Raw genomic sequence first — 24,149 nt, 5'->3', positions numbered from 1 at the left:
GAGCTCCAAATTAAACTAAAGTCAGTGATGCAACTGAGGTTAAGGTGTTTTAATACTGAGGTTAAGATTAAGCCGGAGGCCAAATAATAGCCCCCGACTTATTAACCTCTAATTTGAGGTGATATTTACGGTTAATGTATCTGAGTAGCCACCTGCCCATGGGGAGGTTTCTGTTGTCACAATATCAATAGATGCGGCAACACCAGTAGCCAATACTCCGGAACCACCATAAGAATTACTGACTGAAACGTCATTTTGACCTGGGCCCCCTGGTGCATTAAGCGTAAAAGGAGCTAAACCTGAAGGGTTGAATGTTGCATCGTATGTAAGAGCGTAGTCTTCGCTATCGTCTGACTCTAGACCACCTTCAGCACTTGTCAGTGTCACAGTTGCACCATCGACGTCATTACACTTCATGTTAAGACCACTAACAGAAAGGTTTTGAATTTGAGATACGTTACCGAAGTCCATCAGTTGCGTTGAAAGACCAGTAACTTCACATACAGGTGAAACAAAACCAACTAACTGGACATCACCAGGAGCGGCTTGGACTTGAGCACCAAAAATAGCAGTGACTGTTGCTGCGTAGAGTGTTAGCTTTTTCATTAGAAATTCCTTTATCTTAAATGATTGGCTCGAATACTGCTGAGCGTTTGTTGTTCTGCATATACATTGCAGAGTTTTCACTTTGTCACGCTATGAATCGAAGGGTAAACTTCGATCTCGATAACGTCTTGATAATAACCTGCGAAACGCAAGCTATTTTCGAGTGCTACCCTAAGGCTCCCATGTTGAGCGAAAGGAATAACACCAGAACTGTTTATCATTACGGGTGAAGTAAGTTGGCTGCTGTGCCTACTTTCATAAAGACGAATTTCGTCTATTTGTAATGACAAATTGTAACTCTCAATAATATCAACCCCTTGGTGTTGATATTTTAAGCCTCCGTATTTTGAGTTAATCGTTATACCCAACGGGCGGTTGCAATACACATTAAAAGGCAACGATTGCTCATCGAGATGTTCGGTAAACTTCATAATGTTGCCAGAGAAAAAGTTTATTTCGCATCGATCTTTGATCTGACCACTAATTCCTAACGTTAAGTTGTTAGCGCTAGCATAGAATGAAAGTGACATACTAAAAATTAACACGGAGACGATGAAGTTATGAAGAATCCGAAATACTCTAACCATAATTCCACCTCTCACTGATTGAATGTAACTTGTTGCTTAACTTTCAAAACTATAAGTGCTTTAAAAAATGGTGAAGTAGTAAAAAAAGTTTATTATTTAGGAGAAGTATGAGTTTTAGTATGATTTTAACCTGAGAGGTAGAAGCGAAATTATTAGAGAATAATTTAATATTCAATTAGATAGGTTGTTTTTACTCAATACTAATATTGGCGGAGATTTTTTATTTAATTGATTAAAATAGGACTATGGTCTACACGGGTGTTTTGGGGTTTTTGATGGGTTACTGTCATCATGAATGTGACAGCATTATTAACGAAAACACTAATTTGATTATTTAATTTACAAGTTGATTGTATCGATTCTGAACTTTAATAATGGAGAGCGACTATCTACTATTTCTTTATTGAAATTAGTTCTTTACAAGAATCTATTAGAATTCATTTGTTCTAGTTTTAATTATCGTATGTGTGGTGATTAAAAACTTGAATCTATTATGACTAAGTCATTTTCCTTTAGTGACAATACAGCGCTGATAAGCCATTAATGTAACTCCAGCTTAAACAATAATTTAATGTTTAAATGCTAGAATAATTATTAGAGGGTATTCTCATAGGCCAAAAAGAGATCGCGTTCTGTTCCAGTCAATCAAGTGTGTTTATGAGAAAACTAGTAGGTGTCGAAGGTTATTTTGGCAGTGGAATCGGCTAATAATTTTGTTCAAAAATAAAGCTTCCCATAGGGGAAGCTCAAATCTCAATTGCTATAGAGGCTAATCTCGTCAAGAGTTAAAGCGCATTCTCTAGCTTTGTTAGGAAAGTAACGATGTCTTCTGAACTGATATCTCTATGGGTAACAAAACGTACTGGATTACCCGGCGACATCGTAATACCTTGTTCACCTAACTCTCGCGCGATGCGGTTAATATCTACAGATTCATCTAACTTAGCAAACACAATGTTAGTTTGTATTGAGGAGGGCAGTGTCTCTGATTGAAAGTGTGGGACTGTGTGCGTATATCTAATGTGGAAACTAAGTGGTATTGCAAGTAACGCCGAACTTAAAAAGTAAGCGCAAAACGTATCGTTTCACAAAGGGGCGAGCTCACTGATCTTTCAATAGTGACCTAGAGCGTTGTAATCAATGAAGTATTCATAATATCTTTTAGTTCCATAAATAATATGAATTAAACTAAAGAACCAGTTTAAACATTTTGTTCCACATCAAGTCCCCCGATTTTTAATTCGTAGTCCTTTACGGAAAGAGCTATGAGAATTTTCCTACTTATTCTTATTAACTTTTAAATAACAGTAACTTACTGTCATATGTGGTTTGTTGCTTAATTTGACAGTTAAACTCCCAGGATTAGGATGGCAAGCCTGTTTTGTAGGAACGTTACATGTTGAACTATAGAAATACTATTGCTTTTATTATCATTACTTTGGTTTGTTTCATCATTCCAGAGACCACTGTCGCATCTGAAGAAAGGGACGACAAAATCGTTGTTGGCGTGCTCGCAAATAACAATTATGATCAAGGTGGAAAATTTGAGGCTATTTATGGTATCAGCTTAGATTACTTATCAAATATAAGTCATTTCCTAAATCTAAAATTGGAAATTAAGCATTATGGAAATATCCCTGAACTGCTTGATGATGTCGAAAAGAACAAAATAGATGGCGCATTAGGGTTTAGTAAAACAGCTGAAAGAGAAAAGAATTTCTCATTCTCAGAACCAATCTTCTCGACTACTCTGGCCGTTTGGTACAGAGACGTGTACCTGAAGAATCAAATCCAAGACCAACTTACATGGGCGTGCATAGACAAAAGTGTGTATTGCCAACTTGTAGAGAAACGTGGTGCTCATAAAATCTACAGAGCTAAGTCCCGTGATGATGCATTCGATGCGGTATTACAGGGCAAAGCTGATGCTTTGGTCACTACTTATGTTTCAATTAACGAATATCTCGATCATAAAGATGTGATGAGAGGGGCCGTTGATGTACCTGTTTGGTTACCTGAAGAGAAAATCCGCTTTATTTCGAGCAAAGACAACTCAGAACTGATTAAAGACATCGATTCAATCCTCTTGTGGGAAGTTGAAGGGCGTGGCATTCGCTCAGTGGCCTCAAAGAACCCTTATCATGTTAGCGACAAGCTTATCTCCCAATATAAAGCACACCAAAACGGTAAAGGTGTGATCACCTATAGTTCGAGTGGTGAGGCGTATCCATTTCTGTTTGAAAACGAAAAACAACAACTCGATGGCATGCTGGTGGAGTATCTTGCGCTGGTTTCTGCACGTACAGGGCTAGGTTTTGATTATGTAGTGCCTGAGTTGAACTTAGAATCCAGTTACACCTCTTATAACGCAGATATTGTTCCTGTGTTATATCGTGATAGGACTAAAACTAAGGCTGCACAATGGTTAATCACCAAACCATTTATGCGTGCTAGTTTTACCAAAGTGACACACAACGAAGCCAACAATACGCTGCAGACAGATAAGAAAGGCATTCTTCTTAGTGTAAGCAAACAAGGGATCATTAACGTCGGTGAGCGTGAAGACCGAAATCTCACACGCTATCGAGATATGAAAAAGATCCTTGATGATTTGAGAAGTGGTGAGATATCAGCCGCGTATGTACCGAATGATATTACATACTCAATGATTCTAAATGACTCGTCTGAAGGGCTCACATTTGATCAAGATGAAGGCATCACTTATTCAATTGCCTTTGCTGTATCAAAGAAAAATGTCGAGTTGAAGAATGTATTGAATAGCATCATTGATACCGTGAGCGTTGAAGAGATAGAAAAGCTGCGCCGTAACTATCGTAAATTCGATTTGGTTTACGGTTACGACAGCAGCAATGTGAATAAGTTTGCGGCTTTGGTGTCTGTGGTGTTTGTGACCCTTTCATACCTTGGCTATCTACTATTGGTGAATCTGCGTTACAAAGTCAGGCTTGCTGAGTTGAACGCAGGCAATGAAGAAAAAGAGAAAATTTGGCTCTCTGAGATCATTCAAGAGATAAACAATATCGTCTTTATTCATAACGATAAAAACGAGATATTGTTAAGCAATTGTCCAAAATTCCAATCGAATGAGTGTCAGTTTTGTACTATGAAGTCTCAAGCGACCGGAGCTTCGTTAGTCGGCAATCAGATTGAGATCAAAGCCATTCTTGACGGCGATAGCCTCAACGATACTCATTTAACGAAAGATTGCCTTTTGGGTATCTCCCATGTTCACAGAGAAAGCAAAACAATTGCTTCGTCGAGTAGCGACAAGCGTTTTATTCTGACTTCTCTGCTCGATATTTCTGCGCAGAAGAAGCGTGAGAACGCATTAATCAAGGCTGAGAAAGAGGCCAAACTTGCAGTTGAAGCAAGAGAGAGCCTACTGACAACCATGAGTCACGAGCTACGCACTCCTTTATCTGCAGTGCATGGATTACTAGACATCATCAAGATCAACGCGGGTAACGACAAAGACAGTCATTTGGTCGACCAAGCCATTCGATCTCTCGACCACTTAAATAAGCTGGTGGATGGCGTACTTGATTTGTCGAAGATTGAATCAGGCGTGTTGTCTGTTAAGGCCGAAAAAGTAGAACTGTTGCCTCTTCTTTGTGACGTTTTCAGAACCTTTGAACCGATTTCGAAAAGTAAGAACCTACAGTACAGTGTTGAGATTCACCCCTTTGCTTTTCGTTGGGTGATGGTTGATGGCATTCGTGTTTCTCAAATACTTACAAACTTGCTATCGAATGCAGTGAAGTTCACCTCTGAAGGTGAGATCAGTGTTGTGGTTGCAGCTGTCGATGATCAGTTAATTGTCGAGTTAACGGACACGGGCATTGGCATGACATCCATGCAACAACAACAAGTGCTGAAACCCTTCGTGCAGGCTGATGACACCATTACCCGACAGTTCGGTGGCACGGGGCTAGGGTTAAGCATTGTTGACCAACTCCTGCAATGCATGGGTGGTGAGCTTCATATTGAGTCTGAACTGAGTCGCGGTACCACGATTAACGTGTCTATTCCGTTTGTCGTAAACGAAAATGAAGGCAGTGCAGATTATGATATTCGAGACCTGACTTACTCACGCGACCTACCAGATAATTTGAAAGGTTGGTGCCACGAGTGGAGGTTGACGGAATCCGAGGATACGCCGGATCTGAGCATCACCCGTAGCTCTCAATCTAACCATGTTGATATGACCTTTCGCCGAGGTGTGAATGATCTGGTCACAATTGAACATCAACAATTGAAATACCCAGACAGTTTGTTGAATTTGTTAGTGAAATCAGATGAGCACTCCATCAATGTACCAACCCCGAAAGCGGTCAGAGAATGGAAACATGGCGATGTACTCATCGCAGAAGATAACCCAATCAATCAAAGTGTCATGACGCTACAAATGAATGAGATCGGCATCAAACCTGTGTTTGTGGATAACGGTCTTCAAGCGTGGGAATACATTAATCAGAACCCGATTAAATTACTGCTTACTGATTTCCACATGCCCGAAATGGATGGCTATGAGCTCGCTAGCAAGATTAAGAGCAGTGACCAGTTCAAAGATATTGTTGTGATTGGTATCACCGCGGAAGACACACGAGTTGCTCGTGACAAGACCAAAGATATCGCGATCGATGACATTCTTTACAAGCCATACAGTGTTTCCAAGTTGTTGGATATTTTAGAGAAACATGCAACGCCTTCGAGCCATGCGCCAAGTTGGTTAGAGCGATTCGACAAAGATGATGCGATTGCGGTTGCCAATGTGTTCATTAATACCATGAGCGAAGACGTAGCGAATATTGACATCAATTCGCCAACCATCAACCGAACGCTTCATCGAATAAAAGGAGCGTTAAACGCAGTCGGTGCAAATGAAATTGCCGCGTTGTGTCAAGACGTTGAGTGCTGTGAAGCGAAAGCGAATACAGAAAAATTAGAGAAGCTAGCTAGGGCCATTGAGTCAGAAATTGAACTTACAAAAGCGTGGTTAAAAGCCAATGAATACTAATCTCGAAATCATGATTGTTGATGATCATCCCATTCATCTGATCTTACTCAAGCAACTGTTAACTAAGCTCGGTAGCAAGGTTACCGTTTTTGATAATGCATTAGACGCTTGTCAGAGCGTGGCTGACAAGAAGTACGACATTATCTTTTGTGATATCCAGATGCCGGTGCATGACGGGATAGACATGATGTTTATGTTGGACGAGGCGAATTACCAAGGCAACGTGGTGTTAATCAGCTCTGTCGAACTGACGGTGATCTCGGCTATTCGCGCGATGTGTGAAGGTTTCCCATTCGATGTGTTGGACATCATTGAAAAGCCATATACCCAAAAGTCGATTGAAGATGTGCTAGCGATGAGACTCAAGTCAGCCACCACAGCTTTTCCTGCGAGAAAGAAGATTGAGGTAACTGACGAAGAGTTTCTGGTTGCATTAGCAACAGGGCAAATACAGAACTACTACCAGCCTAAAGTTGACTTTGTCACGGAACATTTGTCGGGTTATGAAGCGCTGGCGCGATGGGTGCACCCTGAATACGGTGTGCTAACCCCAGACGTGTTCTTGCCTATTGTGACTCGATGTAAGTTGTCAGCAGAGCTGTTTGATACCGTTTTAGACAACGCGCTAGATGACATTAAAATTCGAAATCTGGACAAGAAAATCGCCATTAATGTTGATCAGTTCAATTTAGAAGACAGCGACTTTGCTCAAACCTTTATTGCTCGATGCCTAGAGCGAAAGGTGAGCCCTTCGGCATTCATTATCGAGATCACCGAGCGTGACACCTACCGTAACAGCGTCTCTTTGTACAAGAACCTCACTAAGCTGAGGGTGAATGACGTGACCGTATCGATTGATGATTTTGGGACGGGTAATTCGACCTTGGAAAAATTGGCTCAACTGCCGTTCAACGAAATGAAAATTGACCGTTCGTTTGTTTTTGAAATTAAAGGTGATCAAAAAAAGAAGAATATCGTTTTATCAATATGTGGCTTAGCGAAAAACCTTGGCATTAAGCTTGTCGCTGAAGGGGTGGAAGACCACGAAACTTGGTCTTTGCTAAAGGAATACGGTGTGGAAGTGTGTCAGGGATATTTCGTGTCAAAGCCATTGCCGTTAGAACTTGTCAAAAATATAGATATAGATATTAAATGAACTGTTTAATCTTTGATGATCACCCTCTGGTTTGTGTTGCGATCAAATCACTTGTTGAATCTTCCCCCCACATTGCTCAAGTCAACGTGGCTTCAGATTTGAAAACTGCCAATGATTTTGTTCGTAAATCAAACATCGACTTACTGATCCTTGATGTGAATCTGAATGATTGCGATGGCTTCGATTTTTATCGCCGTATTAGATCGCACGGTTTCAAAGGGAGGGTGGTGTTCTATTCTGCCGAAACCAGTGCTTACTACAGTGAAATGGCGTTCAAAGTAGGGGCTCATGGTTTTGTGTGCAAGTCTGAGCATTACAGCGTGCTCAAAGACGCGATTGAAGCTATTGCAAAAGGTTACTCGTTTTTTAAAGAGGTTAAAGACCCACAGAAGGCCAAATTAGCTCTTAAGCTCTCTGCTCGTGAAGCGACAGTTGCAAAGTTATTGTTGAAGGGGATGACTAACAAAGATGCAGCCGAGTTTCTCTCTATCAGTGAGAAAACAATCAGTACTTATAAAAGAAGGATGCTTATCAAGTACAGCGTTGACAGTATTGTCGAGTTGTCGAGAGTGATTGAATTATGACGACCAAACGAATCATCAAGTTGATGCCAAAATTTAAAATGGCGACGATTTCATTAATTTTTTCATCATCGCTCTTTCTATTACTAATAGTGACTTTTGGTGCTTCTACGATTAACAACGATATCAAAATGTTCGACTTGAGCACATTGAAGTTAGATAAACACAAAGAAAATATAATCCTGTTTAGCTTGTTCACTGAATCTCAAATTTACCACACATCAGGTAAAGGACTCTATGACATGGTTAGTGTTGATGAGACCAACTTTAGTAATAGTATTTTTACATTGAGTGACCCTGAACTCAATCGTTCTGAAGTTATAGTTAGAAATATTATGCATAAAATCTCGTACTACAGAAGCCTAGGAGATGACAGTAATAATTTTGTTTACTTCTATCGTTCATATTCTGGACTCAAGTACATTTTCCCGGATAAGTTAGAGAAACTAACACCTATAGAAAACTTTCCATCGTCAGATATTTGTAGTGGTGAAGAGTTGTGCTCCACAAAGGTCAAAGAACATCAATTAGCAGATAGAGTGATTATATCGCCTCCTCATACCGATGTTAGAACTAATGAAGAAGTCATTTCGATTGTCGCTCCTGTATATGAAAGAGGGGAAATCATTGGGGACTATGTATCGAACGTTAATATTGGAGACTATCTAACCAATGGTTTAGAGATTAGCTATGAAAAAGTAAATGATATTAATAATTTAATTGTGACATACCCTGGTTATCCCTATCTCAATTTTAATCACTCTAAAACGGTGGTTGCGGATAACGAAACAACCTATACGTATCGTTATCCGTATTCAAAGTTGTTTATTGATTACTGTTGGGTGTTTGTCATATTATTTTTGGCGAGCCTTAATTATCTGTTCTATGTAAGCAAAGCTAAGATTACTAAAGACGAATTGGTGGATGCAAAACATACGGCGTTAAAAGACGAACTGACAGGGTTGTACAATCGTCGAATTTATAACGAGCCGTCATTCAATCAAGCAGTACTAGGCAAAGCTTGTTCGGTTATCGCCATTGATGGTGACCAAATCAAGAAGATCAACGATAACCTTGGTCACAACTGGGGTGACGAGGTGATTCAACATATCGCTCATTCAATGAAAGACGTTTTCCGCCGTGATGATTTCTTGGTAAGAGTTGGCGGCGATGAGTTTATCGTCATCATGCCGAACTGCAGTTTTGAAAATGCTAAGAAAGCATCAGAGATTTTAAAAACACAAGTGACAGAATCTAAAGTTGCTTCATTGGGTTTTGATGTTTCGGTGAGTGTTGGGGTCGCATTTAAAGGAGCGAGTGAGTCTCTGGAAAGTGTACTATACAAGGCTGATGAAAAGCTTTATGAGCAAAAGGCGCAGCGCTAATCGAGAATTTATTCCATCTAACCTATCGATTTAATGCTTCGTTATGTGAGATGAAAGTCATTTATTATTGCTAGTGGAAAGGATAACGTCAGCAATGGTTCACTTCCTTGTATTGACTAGACTTAAATACTAACGTGTACATGTTAGTTAAGTTTATGAATTTACGATGAAGGGTTATTGCTGTGAATAAAGATTTAGACCTAAATCTTCTACGTATCTTGGTGTTGTTGGATAAACACCAACAACTTAAGCCTGTGGCTAAGATTCTTGGCAAGAGCGAAGCTTCTATCAGTAAGTACCTTGCTCGCTTAAGAGACCAGCTTCGTGACGAGTTGTTTATCCGACATGCACACCATTTTGAAAGCACCGACTTTCTGAAGGAGCAGCTTCCCGCCATTCAGGCTGGGTTAGACAGCCTTGAGTCTTGTATGGGGACGAGTGCCTTTGACCCGTTAACTTATGACAAACCGATCACCATCTCGATGCCGCAGGTTGCACAATACTTTCTGGGCGAGGTAATTTTGAATGAACTGTTTGAATTACTGCCGAACGCTTCGATTAATATCGTGAGCCCTACCGACAAGCCGATCGAAAGTATCTCGGATGGTAATGTGGATGTGTATATGCATCACTTCAACGAAGACTGCCCAAAGAGCATCTACCAACAACCGGTTGGGGCGTTACCAGTAGGTATTGTGGTTCCTGATGATATGGAAGCAGACTCTTTAGAAACGGCACTCTCACTGCCTTTTATTTTTTTGGAACTTAAAGGCTGGAAAGGACCTAAGCAAGTTGTGCGAATGATCTTAGAGAAGAAAGGTTATCAGATTGAATCTAAGGTAACTGTCGGGGATATTGGCCTTTTGCTTAGATTATTAAAGCGACGTAGATGTGCGACTATGATGATGAATTTTGGCCAATCGATAGATGGTTTTAAATTTATTGAGATTCCGGAATCTTACTATTCGACAGGACGCCCAAAAATTGCGACATATATTAAACAGACACACCGTAACAACGCACTTCATCAACTACTCATTAGCGTAATTGAAAAGAACTTAAACTTAGCTCAATAGCTCAAACAAGTTAATTGCATTGTAAGGCATCAATATTATCTAAGAAACTAATTGGCTAAATTGTATCGTTAAGTTGAACCAATTCAACGATCGAGTTGGCTCGGTACTTACTTAGAATTCTCGTTTTATAAGTGCTGATAGTCTTGGCACTTAGAGACAGTTTTTCTGAGATAAGTTTGTTCGAGTATCCTTGAATCAGATACTGGAAAACGATCGCTTCTTTATTGGATAGCTTAGTGTTTTTGCCACTGTTCTTTTGATCTGATTTGAACAACGAATAACCTTTCATAATGCTGGATAGGGCGAAGCGAATGGATTCATGGCTTTCGTTTTTACTAAGAAACCCGTTGGCACCCAATGATAGAGCTACCTCAGACAAGCTTGAGTTATCTAAAGAAGAGACAAATAGTAACTTTCCTTCGTAACCGTGCGCCTTGATTATCTTCGCAAGGTTCATACCATCGTTGTTTGTTAACGTCACATCGAGAATAATCAAATCAATGCTCTGGTTTTTTACTAGCTTCAGTACTTTGTCGGTATCGGTAGTTTTATAGAGATCTTCAACATTTAGCGAGTCCATGATCAACTCGGCAAGTGCTTCTCGGTAAAGAGGTTGTTCATCTATGATTAGAACGTTCTGATTTGTCATAAGTCACCTAAGTTATTGCTATGTGACGTCCTGTCTCTTTGAGTTCTAAGATTGTGATAAGCGATAATTCTATGTGAAAATATAGAGGTTAAGGTGAAAATGACATTTTAACATTTTGAAAATCTGGTATTTACAAAGGATGCGCGTTACTACTTACTTAAAGATAACGTGATTAGTAGGTAGCGCGACCTCGTGCTTTATACAGTATTTGGTTGTAATTTAGACTGCTCAACTCTTCTTTAGTATATAAGTTAACCAATACGTCGTTGCACTTGTTTATTTTGATACGAATATCGTGTTTACCTTCATAGGGAGTGCTGAGCAAGGCTGAAAGCTTGATAATTGCCAAACATGTCTTTTTCGAATGCGGCAAAAGATTATGAATATCGAGATAGTAATCGAGCTGTTTGTCTTTTGTTAGACGGTCCAATGATTTCATGAGTATCATTTCTTTTCTGATATTACTTAACTGTTGCTGTGATGTTTGCAAGCGTTCTTTAAAGCCATTGAGCATATGAATTTGGCTCCGAATAATACTCGGGTGTTGGTCTTTATTAATGCTGTCTTCCAACCTTGCTACGAATGTCGGTGTTTCGCTTAAAAATGAGCATTGTTCCAATAAGAAGCAAAGGTGGTAGAAATCATAAAAATGAAACTCAGAGGTATAATTGAGAGCTTGTTTGATACTTAGCGTTGCCGTTTTTAGATCACCTTTGATCAATCCAATGTGCGCAGAGATAAGTTTATCCTGAAGAATAAGCTCTGGCGTTTTACCGATATCATTGAGAATTGAATTATATGAAATAAGTTGCCTTTCAAAGAGGTTTGTTGAACCTCCAAGTGTTTGTTTATAGAGAAAAGTACGCACGTAGTTAATCTTTGTATAAAACCCGCCACGAAAGGTATTAATGTTCTTCTCGTAATACCTTTTCATATAAGTGAAAGAGTCTTGATAAGCCCCAGCAGCGATAGATAAATTCGCAATCACCAATTCACGATGTGCGCCTGCATCAAGTAACATCGCTGACTGTTTCAAATGATCTATCGCGTTGGGCAGGTCTTCTTCAATCGAGTATATGTTCGACATTTCGTCGTGAAAGTATGGGTTGTTCTTTCTGGATTTTACTAAGCTGAGGATTTCTTTGGCTTCATCCACTTGGTCTGTTTCAATGAGCGTGCTCGCTAGGCCGGTTTTAATCCAGTCCAAGTCATCTTCTTCGAGTAAGCTTTCATACTCTTCTTGAGCTTTATTAAACTGCTTACTTTTTAGCAAGGCAGAGGCTTTGTACTTTCGGATAAGTTTCGAGTATTCAGGGTGAAATGGCTGAAGCTCGTCGCACTCACGCACAACACCAGCAAAATCGAATTCAGTTAACTTCTCAAAGATCGGCGCGAGGACCAATTTGCGATTTAAGGATGAAAATATCCGTTTAATAAAGAACTGTTTATTAAAGGGTTTAAGCAGGTAGTCGTCAGGATCTGAATCCACGATAGATCGCACGACGTTGTAATCATTTTCACCAGTAAGGAACATAAAAACCGTCGTCGATTTTAAAATTCGAGCGTGTTTGAGTTCTTCCAGCAGTTGGTAGCCCGTCAATTGGGTTTGGAAGTTGTAGTCACAGATTATAATGTCAAACGAGTTCTGGCGGCATTGATGAATAACATCGAAAGGTTTGTATGCATAAGATATGGATTCAAAGCCGATTTGGCGCAAAATTGTGGTTACACTGCTTGTAACGAGTCGAGAGTCGTCTGCAACCAGTACCGTATATTTTTTTATAACGTTATTCATTATTTTAACTGTTGACTAAATTTAGCTAATTGTAACAAAACGGAAATAGCTAAAAGTATCTGAGAGTGAAAACAAGAAAAATCCTACAATGATTTAATTAATTTCCTACGTTATTAATATTAAGCCAATCTTCAATTGACTCGACACTGTGTGAGATTAATTTAATAGTATTGAGATTTGTCTGTTCGACATTGTTATTTCCGGCTTTCAAATCTTGCTCTTCCACTTTAATGAGTTGCTCTAGTGGGAGGTGTCCGATTGAAGAAAGGCCACCCTTTATGCGGTGCATGATTTGCAAGGTTGTTGCGCGCTCAGGCTTTGTATCCCTTAGTTGCTCTAAGTCTTCTTGCATTACGCTAATGTAAACTTCAGCAAGGTAAATTCTTTGATCGCTAGGGTAGCTATTTAACCAATCGATGTTATTGGATTTACTCGGTCCAGATTGCATAAGAATATTGATTGAGATATTTGAAAGAAAGGGTATCTATAATGGTCAGTTAATGGAAATAACGCAGAGTTATTGAATTGATGTGATTGATATTTAAAGTGTATATTGGTGGGTGGTTAGGTAGAAGTATATTTAATACGGGTAAGTAAATTGAGTGTTTAACGAAATGGGTAATAGAAATCAAAAAAGACCATTAATACTAAATAGTATTAATGGTCATTTTGTAGCAATACTGTGCTTAGTCGTCAGTACGTTCAATCGATCTTGTGTTACGAATTTATAGCGACTTCTCTATAGCGATGATGAAACGAGCAATGTCTCCGCGTTAATATCACGGTGAGTAACAAACCGAACAGGGTTACCCGGTGACATCGTAATGCCTTGTTCAGCTAACTCACGTGCGATTCGGTTAATATCCACAGATTCATCTAACTTAGCAAACACGATGTTAGTTTGAATGAAATCAGGACTAACAGAGAAACCTTCCAGTTTACTTAGGCCAATTGCTAGGTTTTTCGCGTTCTCGTGGTCAACTTTTAGTTGAGCAACATTTTCAGTCAGCGCCATTTTACCTGCAGCAGCAAGAATACCTGCTTGACGCATACCGCCACCAACCAACTTACGCAGTCGACGAGCTTTAGCGATGTACTCTTTGTTGCCAAGGAGTAGTGAACCGATTGGAGCGCCTAAACCTTTTGATAAACAAATCGTCGAAGAGTTATTGTCTTTGTGCGTTAAGGTCAGTATATACTGTCACTGCTGAATCTAGCATAAGCGTTTGCAGGATGTGTTTTAGTTGAATTTATCTATGGAGAGATTTGATGGATCGCGGTTTTCGAAATCTAGACCTTAACCTTTTAAAGACTTTGGTTGTGCTCTATCAAGAGAGAAATACTCGCCTTGCCGCAGAGCGTTTGTTTACCACTCAACCATCAGTCAGCCGTGCCCTAAATAAGTTGAGAGATCACTTTCAGCAAGAGTTGTTTATTCGCAATCAATACGGGTTAACGCCAACTCCAGAAGGCGACAAAATCTGTCGAGAGGTGAACCAAGCCTTGCAAATTCTTGAGCAAAGTGTCGTGTTACACACATTCTCCCCAGAGAGAGCTGAAGGTAAACTTAGTATTAGCTTGAACCACTTTATGGCTGAACGCTATGCTAGCACCCTGTATCGAAATATTTCCCGTTTAGCGCCAAACTTGCAGTTGGAGATAGAGTCTTGGAACCAAGCTAGCCTATCCAAGTTGGTGCAGGGGGAGTTAGATTTTGGCGTCAATTTCTACGGTATTGACGCACCGAAAGAGTTAGTTAGTAACTCATTGGGTAGAGAAGCATTCTCTTTGTATATGCGAAAAGGTCACCCATATCTCGATAACGTTCGCTTAGAAGCGCTTTCCGATTACCCGTTAGCCTCAGTGCTTATCTCCAATTGGAATCAGAAAGAATCGCGAGTTGAAAAGATCTTACGCAAAGCAAAGGTTCCAGTTACCGTGGCGCTGCGTTCGGAAAGTGTACACGCGATAATCAGGTCGTTGGTAGACAGCAACTTAATTTTCCCCGCTATTTCTGGCTTGTTGGATGAAAACAATCAACCCAATATTGTCAGCATACCTATACAAGAAATATTGGATGTGCCTGCGGTGGAGTTCGATCGTAGCTTGTTTTATCATCAGAAAAATCGAAATTCAGAATTTCACCTATGGGTTATGGCTCAATTAGAAGCGGTGTTTGCCACTGAATAACCAGATATACATTTTTCGTATTTCTTAGGTCAAAATTAGGAATTAGATCGTATATCTAAGAGTCATTAGAGTGTTGTGTATTCCCTGAACATTAGGACACAACATGAAACTGACTTTTATTGCCTCTGTGCTTTCACTCTCCGTCACTACCGCGTTTGCGGGTGACAATAATGATCTTACTTTTACCAGCTCTCACGGTTATCAATTTGTCAACAATGTACCTTCGGCTGAAACCTCGCAGAAGATGTATCAAGATCAGAATATTCAATATGCAGCTATGGTTTATCAATGGTCAATGCCTGCTATGGGTTTGAAGGGTTGGGAAAATGCCAATCATGACATGGGCAATAGTGCGAACAGTGCGCAAATCTCTTCTTATCAAGGTGATGGGGCTCGCGGCATTTTGACTCCCAACCAAGTAGTGGAGTATCTGATTGCTTTTCATAATGCCGATGTTCATGGTCCTGTGGTGTGGGAAGTCCCAGAAGGTATGACAGCAGGCTATGTGGGTGATCAATGGCAGCGCCCTATTATAGATGTGGGCGTTGCCGGGCCAGAGCAAGGCCAAGGTGTGAAACTGCTTATCCTAGGTCCAGATCAACAAGAACCTGAACACGATGGCTCTTATACTGTCGTTGAGTCACCAACCAACGTTATTTGGCTCGGGACACGTAATATGGAGCGTGACCCAATCAAGCATAAGCAAATCACAGAATCCTTCAAAGCCTATCCATTTAACCAACAGGAACTTAGAGATCGCCCAATCGTATCAAAGCAGGGCGATGCGTTTATCCAAGCTCAGCCACGCGGTATGACGTTTTGGGAAAATCTAAATGAGATCGTTCAGCGGGAAGTGATGCACGAGCGTGATGTGTTTTTCTACGCCATGTTGAAAGATCTTGGCATCGAGAAAGGCAAGCCGTTTAATCCAACCAAAGAACAGAAAGCTATTCTGATTGCTGGCGAAGAGTTAGGTTATTTACAGGCAATTAACAACACCTACAAAAAGAATTTTGAGGGAGCGAATTATTTTGGCGATAAGAACTGGTTTGTCGCTCTGGTAAACGATTCTACTCAACAACAAGAGACTCACGGTGAGCTTCGTGAGCGTGCTGCTTGGTTCCATGAGGCGATCGGTTCGACCAAAGCGATGAAGATGTATAAACCGGGCCCTGGACAGATGTACTTAGGTGCGTATGAGGACGCGAACGGTATCGGATTTGATGGCGGCAACAATTATCATCTCAATGTACCAGCAGATGTGCCTGCGGATCTTTTTTGGGCGGTGACTATTTATGATTCTAAGTATCGTAACCTAATTGCCAACAGTACGGGTCAAGCAGAGATCAATTCTTCAAACAAGTTAACTTATAACGAAGATGGCAGTGTTGATGTGTTTATTGGTCCTCAATGCGAGAAGAGCAAAGGGTGTGTGTCCGCTAATTGGGTTCAAACTGAGCCTGGTCAAACATGGTTTACCTATTTCCGTTTGTATACTCCGAATGAGCGCTATTTTTCAGGAGGTTGGTCTCTAGATAATATTCAGTTAGTTCAATAGCAAATTAAAGCCCCATTTTTTGCTAGGGTTGAAAGGACCCTAGTTAGGGAATCGTTCTCGAAGAATGAGGTTAGCTATCGTGTTTGATTAGGAAATACGAACTAGAAGTTATAGAATTGTGCGTTATGCCAATGGCGTCTTGATTTTTAGTCGTGTTAGATTGAGTGGTAAACGCACTTATTCATACTAATTCAAAACTGCGTATCCTCGATTAGACATACAATTTCTCAGGACTGTTTCTTTTTCTTGTTCGTAGTTTTGTTGGTTTTTTCTTCGGTCACGACTTCCTCCAACAACACCAGTAGCTAAACCTACCGCCGCCCCCTTTTTTGCACCATCAGAGCCTGAACCTCCAGCGATTGCTTTACCAGCAGAGCCAATAGCCGCGCCTTTAATTGCACCACCGACAGCTCCGCGTGAACCATTATCCTTCTTAGTTTGGTTTGCTAGTTCTTCACATTTATTCATATCATAAATATATTCTTTTTCATCAACGCCATCTTTGTCGATAATAAGTTTTGCTTGTAGATGTGTAGTAAATAACAATGTGAGTATAATTGGCGCGTATTTAATCATAACTTTAAACCTATGGGTGTGTGTTTAACATTAGTAAAAACAAGTCTATCAATCTTTAGATTTTATATGGAATATGATTTATTCCATGCGGTGCTGCATGATTTACACTGTACGGATAGGGTTAACATGATGTGATGTGATGTGATTTGAACTTAGGTGTTTTTCATTAAATATGTGGGCTGTATGTTGGTTCGTTAACTGGGGCTTAACGATGGGTTAATTTTATTTTAATTTTAAAAATTGACATTTAAAGTATATTTATTGGCTGCTATTTAGTCAGAATAAAGATAAATCTTGTTTTTTTGAAGTTTTTAGTAACTTGTTTTGGTATTTGAGGTGGTAATTTAAATTATCCCCAAAGATTTTGTTTATTCCAATGTTTTCAACTTTTGTTTTTTGATAATTTATTAAAGGCAAAGGCAAAGGCAAAGGCAAAGGGATAGGGATTCTACGAAGAGATTTATGATTCGTTGAAATATGCAGAATTTAGAAAGCACGAGCTTATTACTAGATTTGAGACAAACAGCTGTCAATACTATGGTGACGAATTTAGCAAGAATCTTGTGGCGTCAGTGTATCTAATTTTCAATGGCGAGATCATTTGTCAAAGCGGAAAATCTTTACTTTTCAATGCTGATTCACTTGGTGAAATAACTATTTTACCTGAGGGATTACTCATTAAAGGGTATGTTGATGGTATTAATGGGGCATACGCTCTTAAGCTGATTCATCGAGAATTTATTGAGAAGCGAACTCGGTCAATATTTGGAGATGCCTTTGAATACGTAGAATTCTTAGAATATTTCGATCTAGATGAACAGTTGATGTGTTTTTGAACTTAGCCCTAGCTCAAGAACTCAAATCAAATAAATTTTCCATAAGTTAGCCAGTTGCAATCTGTGGGATTTTTTTTTGTAAGACGGTCTAACCGAAAACGATGAGGTCAAATGAATAATGATATAAATGAGTTAAACGCATTACGCGTTTTTCTAGCCTTAATGCAGACTGGTTCGACAAGTCGAGCTGCTATTAAACTAGGTCGATCTCAGTCATACATTTCTAAGATGTTGGCTCAACTCCGTGAAACTCTTGATGACCCTTTATTTATCCGAAGCCCTGAGGGTATGGTTCCGACCTCTTACGCTTTAGCTGTTGAGCCTAAACTCAAGGCCGCACTAGAATCTGTTTTTTTAGCGCTAGAACCTGCTCACTTTGATCCACGAAAAATAACGAAAGTATCTTTACATATTATAGAGCCGTATTTAGTTCAAAAAGGCAGTGCAATCATCAAAGCTATTCGCCAAGAAACAGATGCTATTATTGATATACGTACATGGGGAGAGGAAAGCGAATCACTTCTTTTACGAGAAGACGTTGATTTGGGAATCCATATACTCAGTGATAAACCACAAAGTTTTTACCAAAAGCGATTACATCAAGGTTCTGCGAGTTTCAAAGGTAATATTGGTAGTCGGGAATATGTGAAGTATGTTGTAGCTGGAGTGAATGACCATGAAAATCTATTTAATAAGCTAGATCCAACAATAAAACCTAAGTTGTATATTGATAACTATCAACTTATGTCTCAACTTATGGATGATTTCTATACACTTAGATACAACAAAGTGAGCGATGAACTAGCTCACGCCGATGTAAGTATAGATATAGCGTTAATAGTAAAATCTTCACGGAAGCACTCTGCAAAAATTCAATGGCTTTGCGAGTTAGTGGAGCCAATTATCAACCAGGGCCCTGTGATCTGAATTTCAAGATGAGTTTAGGTTCAGCGGTGTAAAAACTTGGAGTGAAGACCGTTAATACAAGAGCTAGGGACTGGTAAGTCATGTTTTTACTCCTACAAAATAAAGCTTCCCCTAGGGGAAGCTTAAGTCTTAACGGCCTAGTGCTTGTTTATAGTGCTTTTTCTATAGCAATTAAGAATGTAGAGATATCTTCCGCGTTAATGTCACGGTGAGTCACAAACCGAACAGGGTTGCCTGGCGACATTGTAATGTCTTGCTCACTTAACTCGCTTGCGATGCGGTTAATATCTACGGACTCATCTAATTTAGCAAACACAATGTTAGTTTGGATGAAATCAGGGTTAACAGAAAAGCCTTCTAGTTTGCTTAAACCAATCGCTAGGTTTTTTGCGTTCTCGTGATCATTTTTAAGTTGAGCTACGTTCTCAGTCAGCGCCATTTTACCAGCGGCGGCAAGAATACCTGCTTGGCGCATACCGCCACCGACCATTTTACGCAGTCGACGAGCTTTAGCGATGTACTCTTTGTTGCCAAGGAGTAGTGAACCGATTGGAGCGCCTAAACCTTTTGATAAGCAAATCGTCATAGAGTCGAAGTGCTGTGCGATCTCTTTGATGTGTACATCCAGCGCCGCTGCTGCATTATAAACGCGCGCGCCATCTAGGTGCATTTGTAAGCCGTGTTGGTTTACGAATTCACGAGCTTCCGCTAGGTAAGACATTGGCAGCACTTTACCATTGATCGTGTTTTCTAAACTAAGAAGCTTAGTACGAGCAAAGTGGCTGTCGTCTGGCTTAATCGCAGCGGCAAGCTTTTTAAAGTCGAGTGTGCCGTCTGGGTTGTTCTCAATGGGTTGAGGTTGAATCGAGCCGAGCACTGCAGCACCGCCGGCTTCATACTTATAGTTATGCGCTTGTTGGCCACAAAGGTATTCGTCACCACGCTCACAGTGTGCCATTAAACCAAGTAGGTTGGCTTGTGTCCCCGAAGAAGTGAACATCGCTGCTTCAAAGCCGGTTTCATTGGCAGCCCACTGTTCCAATTCGTTTACGGTTGGGTCATCGCCATAAACATCATCGCCCACTTCTGCATTAGCCATTATGTCACGCATAGCTTGCGAAGGTTTAGTTACGGTATCAGAACGAAAGTCCATGCTTCTCTCCTAGAGTACTTTAGGTAGTCATATAGTTGGCTATAGATAGCCACATAGTTGGGCTTTGCTTAAACAAGCGATAGTTTTTGTATCGGTGATTTTATCGTGTCGTATTTTGTTGTGCAGCTCTTCTAAGCTCAGCTCTATCACTTCTATAACTTCATCTTCGTCGCATTCAAATCGGGTTGTGAGGCTAAGATGTTTTGCGACAAATAAATGCTGAATCTCATCACAGAATCCAGCCAAAGGTGTGACTTGACCTAAGCTCTGAAAAAAAGTTGCACTGTAACCGGTTTCTTCTTCCAGTTCGCGCTGGGCACATTGAAGAGGTGTCTCATCAATTTCCATCGTGCCTGCAGGTAGCTCCAAAAGCCATTTCTTAAGAGAAGGACGAAACTGATTAATGAGGATGATTTTTCCTGACGAAGTGATAGGAAGAATAACGGCCGCGCCAGGGTGGTGTATTGTTGTATGTTTTACCACGACGTTCGTAGGGAGCGTCACGTTCTCTTCGATGAGAGAAATACTTTTCCATTGATGGATAACTTTACTCATGCAATTTGGCCACATTCCTTGCCAATTTTTCGTATAACTGAAGACGTGTACCACCATAACGTCTATGGTGTCGAAAATAAAAGAAAAATTAGGCTTAGCAATAGATTTAATTTGACGCCGTTCGTGATGTTACTCTCATAATTGGAATCTATGATTACGCGAAAATTGCAGCGTAACCATCTGATATAAAGGCAACTCAATAATAAAAGATACTTGTAACAAAGTGCTAACAAATGTATAAAAACGTATCTACACTCTCAACTGTTCAAAGATTTTCGGAGTAACGCATGAACCCTTCTATTTCCTCACATGCTGACAAGGCGCTACTCTCTGAAAGAATCAACAAATTAGCGCATGCTCTCTCAGATGGCGTTTACGAAAGAGAAGACACCATTAAGCTTTGTTTACTGGCGGCTCTTGCCGGTGAAAGTGTGTTCCTATTAGGCCCTCCGGGTATTGCAAAAAGTCTTATCGCTAAACGCCTCATCCAAGCTTTTGACAACAGCAGCTATTTCGAATATTTGATGACACGTTTCTCTACACCAGAGGAAGTGTTTGGCCCGCTAAGTATCCAAGAATTAAAAGACAACGGTCGTTACGTAAGACTGACCGAGGGTTACCTACCAACCGCGCAAGTTGTATTTCTTGATGAGATCTGGAAAGCAGGTCCTGCAATCCTAAATACTTTGCTCACGGTCGTTAACGAAAAGACGTTCAAAAATGGCGCAGACATCGAGCGCGTGCCGATGCGTTTATTAGTGTCTGCATCTAACGAACTTCCAGATGAAGACAGCGGCTTAGAAGCTCTTTACGACCGGATGCTCGTTCGTGTGTTTGTAAACCGTATTCAAAACAAACAAAACTTCAAATCGATGCTGACGACGGGTACTTCTCAGGAAGCTGTGATTCCAAAAGGTTTGGCGATTACTGATATTGAATACCATCAATGGCAGAAAGAGCTCGATAACCTAGAGCTGACGGATCACTCGTTCAACAAGCTATTTGAACTGAAAACCATGCTTGAAGATACTGTCAAAAAGCAAAGTTCGGCTACTGAAACTGATCTATATGTATCAGATAGACGCTGGAAGAAAGCGGTCAAGCTGTTGAAGGCAAGCGCATTCTTCAGTGGTCGTGATAGCGTAAACCCGCTGGATATTATGCTACTGCAAGATTGTTTATGGCATAGCCCAGAATCGCGTGATGTGGTTCGTAGTGTGGTAAAAGACTTTGCATTGAACCGAGCGTTTGACCAACAAGAGTCGAAAGCTCAAATTGAAATGTCACGTGAAGAGCTCGAAGAGATTCAAGAAGATGTTGAATCGACGCTATCTGTTTCGCTCTCTATGGAGTCAACCAGCGGCTTGTTGCGTAAAGACGTTTATCAGAATGACATCAAGAACGCGAAAATGTACAGCGTGGGCAGTGCATACAATCTAGTTAAACTGGTGATGTTGCAAAGCAATATGTCGGTGTCTGAATCTGAGAAAGGCGACAGCCGTTGGGTATACGTAGCCAAAGACGATTTTGACCGAGCACTTAAAGAAGGCCACGGTGATATTTACGGTTACGTAAACGAAAACAAAAATCTATGTCGTTTAAAACTCGACTTGGATGCATCGAACCAATTAGTGATTAAAGATATTGCCAATCGCTCTGTATTGGTGAGTGTGGTTACTACCGACGGTTTAGATCAAGAATTGTATAACAAGTGGTTGAGTGGCGCTGATAAAGCCTTAGAACAGTTAACTGAAGCTGAATTCAAGTTAAAGAGAGTTCGAACTGAATTCCATGATGCGTTGCCTCATAACTATATTGATCCTGATTTACCGAAGGCAATGGAAGCAAGCTTGCAAGCGGTAACGCAAGATCTTGAAACCACAAAAGTGAAGAGCAGTAAGATCGCACAGCGTATTAAGTTCATGAGTCAGTACTTCGAGTAAGGGGAGAGCATATGTTAGGAGCAGACGGCTTAAACCTCGCTTTGATGGTGGCTGATTCAGGTATCATTGATACCGCGATGAATGATCTCATTGCTCGTTCTCAAGTCATGATGGCTGCTGAGAACAAAGGCGTTAAAACATCAGTGAAAAACCACTTAGTTAAATGGCGCGGTAAAGTGAAGAAACGTGTCACTAAGGTGTGTGAAACTGATCGTTTCCAAGAAGAAATTGCATTGTACCAAGAGGTTATCTACTGGGATGAACCCCAGTTTTTTGATGAGATTGACAGTGTCATCAAAAAATTGGAGTGGCACTCAGCGTTCTACCTTCAAGCAAGACGTTTAATGGAAAACAACAAAGGCGTTTATAACGCAATGTTTCCACACTACTTTTGCGACCAGTGGTATCAATCGCTTTCAGATGCGATTAAGCAAGCTCAAGTAACCGAACTTGAAACAAGCAAAGAAAAAGTCTTAGCTGACCTTTATCAACGCATGGAAACCATGAAAAACATGGATAAAGTGACGGAGTCTGGTGATGAAGGCAGTGTAGGGCGCTTGTGGGACATGGCTTCGGCTAAGTTGAGTAAAACCGACCTAACAGTAATGAAGCGTCATGCGGAGTTTCTAAATAAGCACAAAGGCCTTCAAGAAATTGCTGAAAAACTAGGTCGCATGGCTGGCTTAGAAGATGACCCTTCTTTGCACAAAGCCCCTGTAGAAGAACTACAGATGGTTGAAGAGAAAAGCGATGAAGCGGTTGATGATATTGTTGGGATTCATGAAAGTGATGACCTCAATAAAATGCTACCAAACGAAACCATGTTCTTAGCTTATCCTGAGCTTGAGGTTATTTTTTATAAACATTTGGCTGATAAACGTTTACTTAGCTATCGCTCGCAAGGTAAGTCACGCACGTTACGTAAAGTAAAAGCGCAAAAGCCCGATAGCAAAAACGTCGATATTGAAAAAGGGCCGTTCATCGTCTGTGTGGACGCTTCTGGTTCTATGAGTGGGTTCCCAGAGCAGTCAGCCAAAGCAATGGCTTACGCTTTGATGCAAATCGCGCTTGCGGAAGAGAGAGACTGTTACGTGATTCTGTTCTCTTCTGAGCAGATTACCTATGAGTTAACAAGACAAGATGGCCTACGTGAAGCGAGCGACTTCTTAAGTTACTCATTCCACGGCGGTACGGATCTAGAACCTGTACTCATGAAGTCGATTGACCTGATGACGGGTGATAAATACAAGAACGCAGATTTGATCGTACTTTCTGACTTTATCGCCCCTAAGCAATCTGATGAAATGATTGCTCAAGTCGAAAAATTGAAAGAGCACAAAAACCGTTTCCATGCGGTTAGTCTTTCTAAGTATGGTAATCCTCAACTTATGACTATGTTTGATCACTGCTGGGCTTATCACCCAAGCCTCGTTGGCCGCTTCATGAAAAAGTGGTAGTGCGCAAACTCCTTAAATGAATCGACTTTGCTGTATGCTTTTTGAATAAAAAGATCGAACATGCAGCAATTTGATTTAAAT

18 protein-coding genes and 2 pseudogenes are annotated in these 24,149 nt (G+C 40.5%); 10 read left to right on the top strand and 10 right to left on the bottom strand.

Annotated features, from left to right (window positions below):
* Positions 1–108 precede the first annotated feature (108 nt).
* The 3 genes and pseudogenes from L3V35_RS01465 to L3V35_RS01455 all read right to left on the bottom strand — a co-directional run.
* Positions 109–606, bottom strand: a complete 498-nt coding sequence (locus L3V35_RS01465) for a hypothetical protein (protein ID WP_017076027.1) — start codon at positions 604–606, stop codon at positions 109–111.
* 77 nt (positions 607–683) lie between these two features.
* Positions 684–1,208, bottom strand: coding sequence for a hypothetical protein (locus tag L3V35_RS01460; RefSeq protein ID WP_237298167.1), 525 nt, complete (start codon positions 1,206–1,208; stop codon positions 684–686).
* Between the two features lie 770 nt (positions 1,209–1,978).
* Positions 1,979–2,161, bottom strand: a pseudogene (locus tag L3V35_RS01455) (low-specificity L-threonine aldolase); the annotation flags it as partial.
* A 428-nt stretch (positions 2,162–2,589) separates the two neighbouring features.
* Here L3V35_RS01455 and L3V35_RS01450 point away from each other — a divergent pair.
* The 5 genes from L3V35_RS01450 (at position 2,590) to L3V35_RS01430 (ending at position 10,429) form a co-directional block, all read left to right on the top strand.
* Positions 2,590–6,231 (top strand): transporter substrate-binding domain-containing protein, encoded by a 3,642-nt coding sequence (locus L3V35_RS01450; RefSeq protein WP_081008932.1) that lies wholly within the window; start codon positions 2,590–2,592, stop codon positions 6,229–6,231.
* Positions 6,221–7,387: an EAL domain-containing response regulator gene (locus L3V35_RS01445; protein WP_237298166.1), complete on the top strand. Its 1,167-nt coding sequence runs from the start codon at positions 6,221–6,223 to the stop codon at positions 7,385–7,387. The genes L3V35_RS01450 and L3V35_RS01445 overlap by 11 nt, the downstream gene beginning before the upstream one ends.
* Entirely contained in the window at positions 7,384–7,971 is a 588-nt protein-coding gene (locus L3V35_RS01440) for a response regulator transcription factor (protein WP_054545534.1), read from the top strand. Before L3V35_RS01445 ends, L3V35_RS01440 begins: the two co-directional genes overlap by 4 nt.
* Entirely contained in the window at positions 7,968–9,353 is a 1,386-nt protein-coding gene (locus tag L3V35_RS01435; protein ID WP_237298165.1) for a GGDEF domain-containing protein, read from the top strand. The genes L3V35_RS01440 and L3V35_RS01435 overlap by 4 nt, the downstream gene beginning before the upstream one ends.
* Positions 9,354–9,535: 182 nt before the next feature.
* Positions 9,536–10,429, top strand: coding sequence for a LysR family transcriptional regulator (locus L3V35_RS01430; RefSeq protein WP_237298164.1), 894 nt, complete (start codon positions 9,536–9,538; stop codon positions 10,427–10,429).
* Between the two features lie 55 nt (positions 10,430–10,484).
* On the opposite strand, the gene L3V35_RS01425 is transcribed toward L3V35_RS01430, so the two are convergent.
* The 4 genes and pseudogenes from L3V35_RS01425 to L3V35_RS01410 form a co-directional block, all read right to left on the bottom strand.
* Positions 10,485–11,078, bottom strand: a complete 594-nt coding sequence (locus L3V35_RS01425) for a response regulator transcription factor (protein WP_237298163.1) — start codon at positions 11,076–11,078, stop codon at positions 10,485–10,487.
* Positions 11,079–11,250: 172 nt separating this feature from the next.
* A complete protein-coding gene (locus L3V35_RS01420) occupies positions 11,251–12,873 on the bottom strand; it encodes a response regulator (protein ID WP_054545530.1) in 1,623 nt (540 codons plus the stop codon).
* Positions 12,874–12,970: 97 nt separating this feature from the next.
* Positions 12,971–13,321 (bottom strand): Hpt domain-containing protein, encoded by a 351-nt coding sequence (locus tag L3V35_RS01415; RefSeq protein ID WP_054545529.1) that lies wholly within the window; start codon positions 13,319–13,321, stop codon positions 12,971–12,973.
* A gap of 291 nt (positions 13,322–13,612) precedes the next feature.
* Positions 13,613–14,041 (bottom strand): annotated as a pseudogene (locus tag L3V35_RS01410) (beta-eliminating lyase-related protein); the annotation flags it as partial.
* 101 nt (positions 14,042–14,142) lie between these two features.
* Between L3V35_RS01410 and L3V35_RS01405 the strand changes: the two are divergent.
* Both L3V35_RS01405 and L3V35_RS01400 read left to right on the top strand, forming a co-directional pair.
* Positions 14,143–15,063 (top strand): LysR family transcriptional regulator, encoded by a 921-nt coding sequence (locus L3V35_RS01405; RefSeq protein WP_054545528.1) that lies wholly within the window; start codon positions 14,143–14,145, stop codon positions 15,061–15,063.
* Between the two features lie 103 nt (positions 15,064–15,166).
* Positions 15,167–16,621 (top strand): DUF1254 domain-containing protein, encoded by a 1,455-nt coding sequence (locus L3V35_RS01400; RefSeq protein ID WP_054545527.1) that lies wholly within the window; start codon positions 15,167–15,169, stop codon positions 16,619–16,621.
* A 186-nt stretch (positions 16,622–16,807) separates the two neighbouring features.
* Here L3V35_RS01400 and L3V35_RS01395 read toward each other — a convergent pair whose 3' ends face one another.
* Entirely contained in the window at positions 16,808–17,197 is a 390-nt protein-coding gene (locus tag L3V35_RS01395) for a glycine zipper family protein (RefSeq protein ID WP_054545526.1), read from the bottom strand.
* 947 nt (positions 17,198–18,144) lie between these two features.
* Here L3V35_RS01395 and L3V35_RS01390 point away from each other — a divergent pair.
* Positions 18,145–18,960 carry a LysR family transcriptional regulator gene (locus tag L3V35_RS01390; protein ID WP_237298162.1) on the top strand — a complete coding sequence of 272 codons (816 nt, stop codon included), beginning with the start codon at positions 18,145–18,147 and terminating at the stop codon, positions 18,958–18,960.
* Between the two features lie 148 nt (positions 18,961–19,108).
* Here L3V35_RS01390 and ltaE read toward each other — a convergent pair whose 3' ends face one another.
* Together ltaE and L3V35_RS01380 are read right to left on the bottom strand one after the other, a co-directional pair.
* Positions 19,109–20,113 (bottom strand): low-specificity L-threonine aldolase, encoded by a 1,005-nt coding sequence (gene ltaE / locus L3V35_RS01385; RefSeq protein WP_054545524.1) that lies wholly within the window; start codon positions 20,111–20,113, stop codon positions 19,109–19,111.
* 39 nt (positions 20,114–20,152) lie between these two features.
* Positions 20,153–20,668: an NUDIX hydrolase gene (locus tag L3V35_RS01380; protein ID WP_054545523.1), complete on the bottom strand. Its 516-nt coding sequence runs from the start codon at positions 20,666–20,668 to the stop codon at positions 20,153–20,155.
* A 287-nt stretch (positions 20,669–20,955) separates the two neighbouring features.
* On the opposite strand from L3V35_RS01380, the gene L3V35_RS01375 reads away from it, so the two are divergent.
* Both L3V35_RS01375 and viaA read left to right on the top strand, forming a co-directional pair.
* Positions 20,956–22,611, top strand: a complete 1,656-nt coding sequence (locus L3V35_RS01375) for an ATPase RavA domain-containing protein (protein WP_054545522.1) — start codon at positions 20,956–20,958, stop codon at positions 22,609–22,611.
* Between the two features lie 11 nt (positions 22,612–22,622).
* Entirely contained in the window at positions 22,623–24,068 is a 1,446-nt protein-coding gene (gene viaA / locus L3V35_RS01370) for an ATPase RavA stimulator ViaA (RefSeq protein WP_054545521.1), read from the top strand.
* Positions 24,069–24,149: the final 81 nt, after the last annotated feature.

It is taken from the genome of Vibrio sp. L5-1 (assembly GCF_021728315.1).
Classification (GTDB): domain Bacteria; phylum Pseudomonadota; class Gammaproteobacteria; order Enterobacterales; family Vibrionaceae; genus Vibrio; species Vibrio splendidus_K.
This window is presented reverse-complemented; position numbering and strand designations above follow the sequence as displayed.

Coding starts and splice junctions, on each gene's coding strand:
- L3V35_RS01465 (WP_017076027.1), bottom strand. CDS start 606: ATGAAAAAGCTAACACTCTACGCAGCAACAGTCACTGCTATTTTTGGT.
- L3V35_RS01450 (WP_081008932.1), top strand. CDS start 2,590: ATGTTGAACTATAGAAATACTATTGCTTTTATTATCATTACTTTGGTT.
- L3V35_RS01445 (WP_237298166.1), top strand. CDS start 6,221: ATGAATACTAATCTCGAAATCATGATTGTTGATGATCATCCCATTCAT.
- L3V35_RS01440 (WP_054545534.1), top strand. CDS start 7,384: ATGAACTGTTTAATCTTTGATGATCACCCTCTGGTTTGTGTTGCGATC.
- L3V35_RS01435 (WP_237298165.1), top strand. CDS start 7,968: ATGACGACCAAACGAATCATCAAGTTGATGCCAAAATTTAAAATGGCG.
- L3V35_RS01425 (WP_237298163.1), bottom strand. CDS start 11,078: ATGACAAATCAGAACGTTCTAATCATAGATGAACAACCTCTTTACCGA.
- L3V35_RS01420 (WP_054545530.1), bottom strand. CDS start 12,873: ATGAATAACGTTATAAAAAAATATACGGTACTGGTTGCAGACGACTCT.
- L3V35_RS01415 (WP_054545529.1), bottom strand. CDS start 13,321: ATGCAATCTGGACCGAGTAAATCCAATAACATCGATTGGTTAAATAGC.
- L3V35_RS01405 (WP_054545528.1), top strand. CDS start 14,143: ATGGATCGCGGTTTTCGAAATCTAGACCTTAACCTTTTAAAGACTTTG.
- L3V35_RS01400 (WP_054545527.1), top strand. CDS start 15,167: ATGAAACTGACTTTTATTGCCTCTGTGCTTTCACTCTCCGTCACTACC.
- L3V35_RS01395 (WP_054545526.1), bottom strand. CDS start 17,197: ATGATTAAATACGCGCCAATTATACTCACATTGTTATTTACTACACAT.
- L3V35_RS01390 (WP_237298162.1), top strand. CDS start 18,145: ATGAATAATGATATAAATGAGTTAAACGCATTACGCGTTTTTCTAGCC.
- ltaE (WP_054545524.1), bottom strand. CDS start 20,113: ATGGACTTTCGTTCTGATACCGTAACTAAACCTTCGCAAGCTATGCGT.
- L3V35_RS01380 (WP_054545523.1), bottom strand. CDS start 20,668: ATGAGTAAAGTTATCCATCAATGGAAAAGTATTTCTCTCATCGAAGAG.
- L3V35_RS01375 (WP_054545522.1), top strand. CDS start 20,956: ATGAACCCTTCTATTTCCTCACATGCTGACAAGGCGCTACTCTCTGAA.
- viaA (WP_054545521.1), top strand. CDS start 22,623: ATGTTAGGAGCAGACGGCTTAAACCTCGCTTTGATGGTGGCTGATTCA.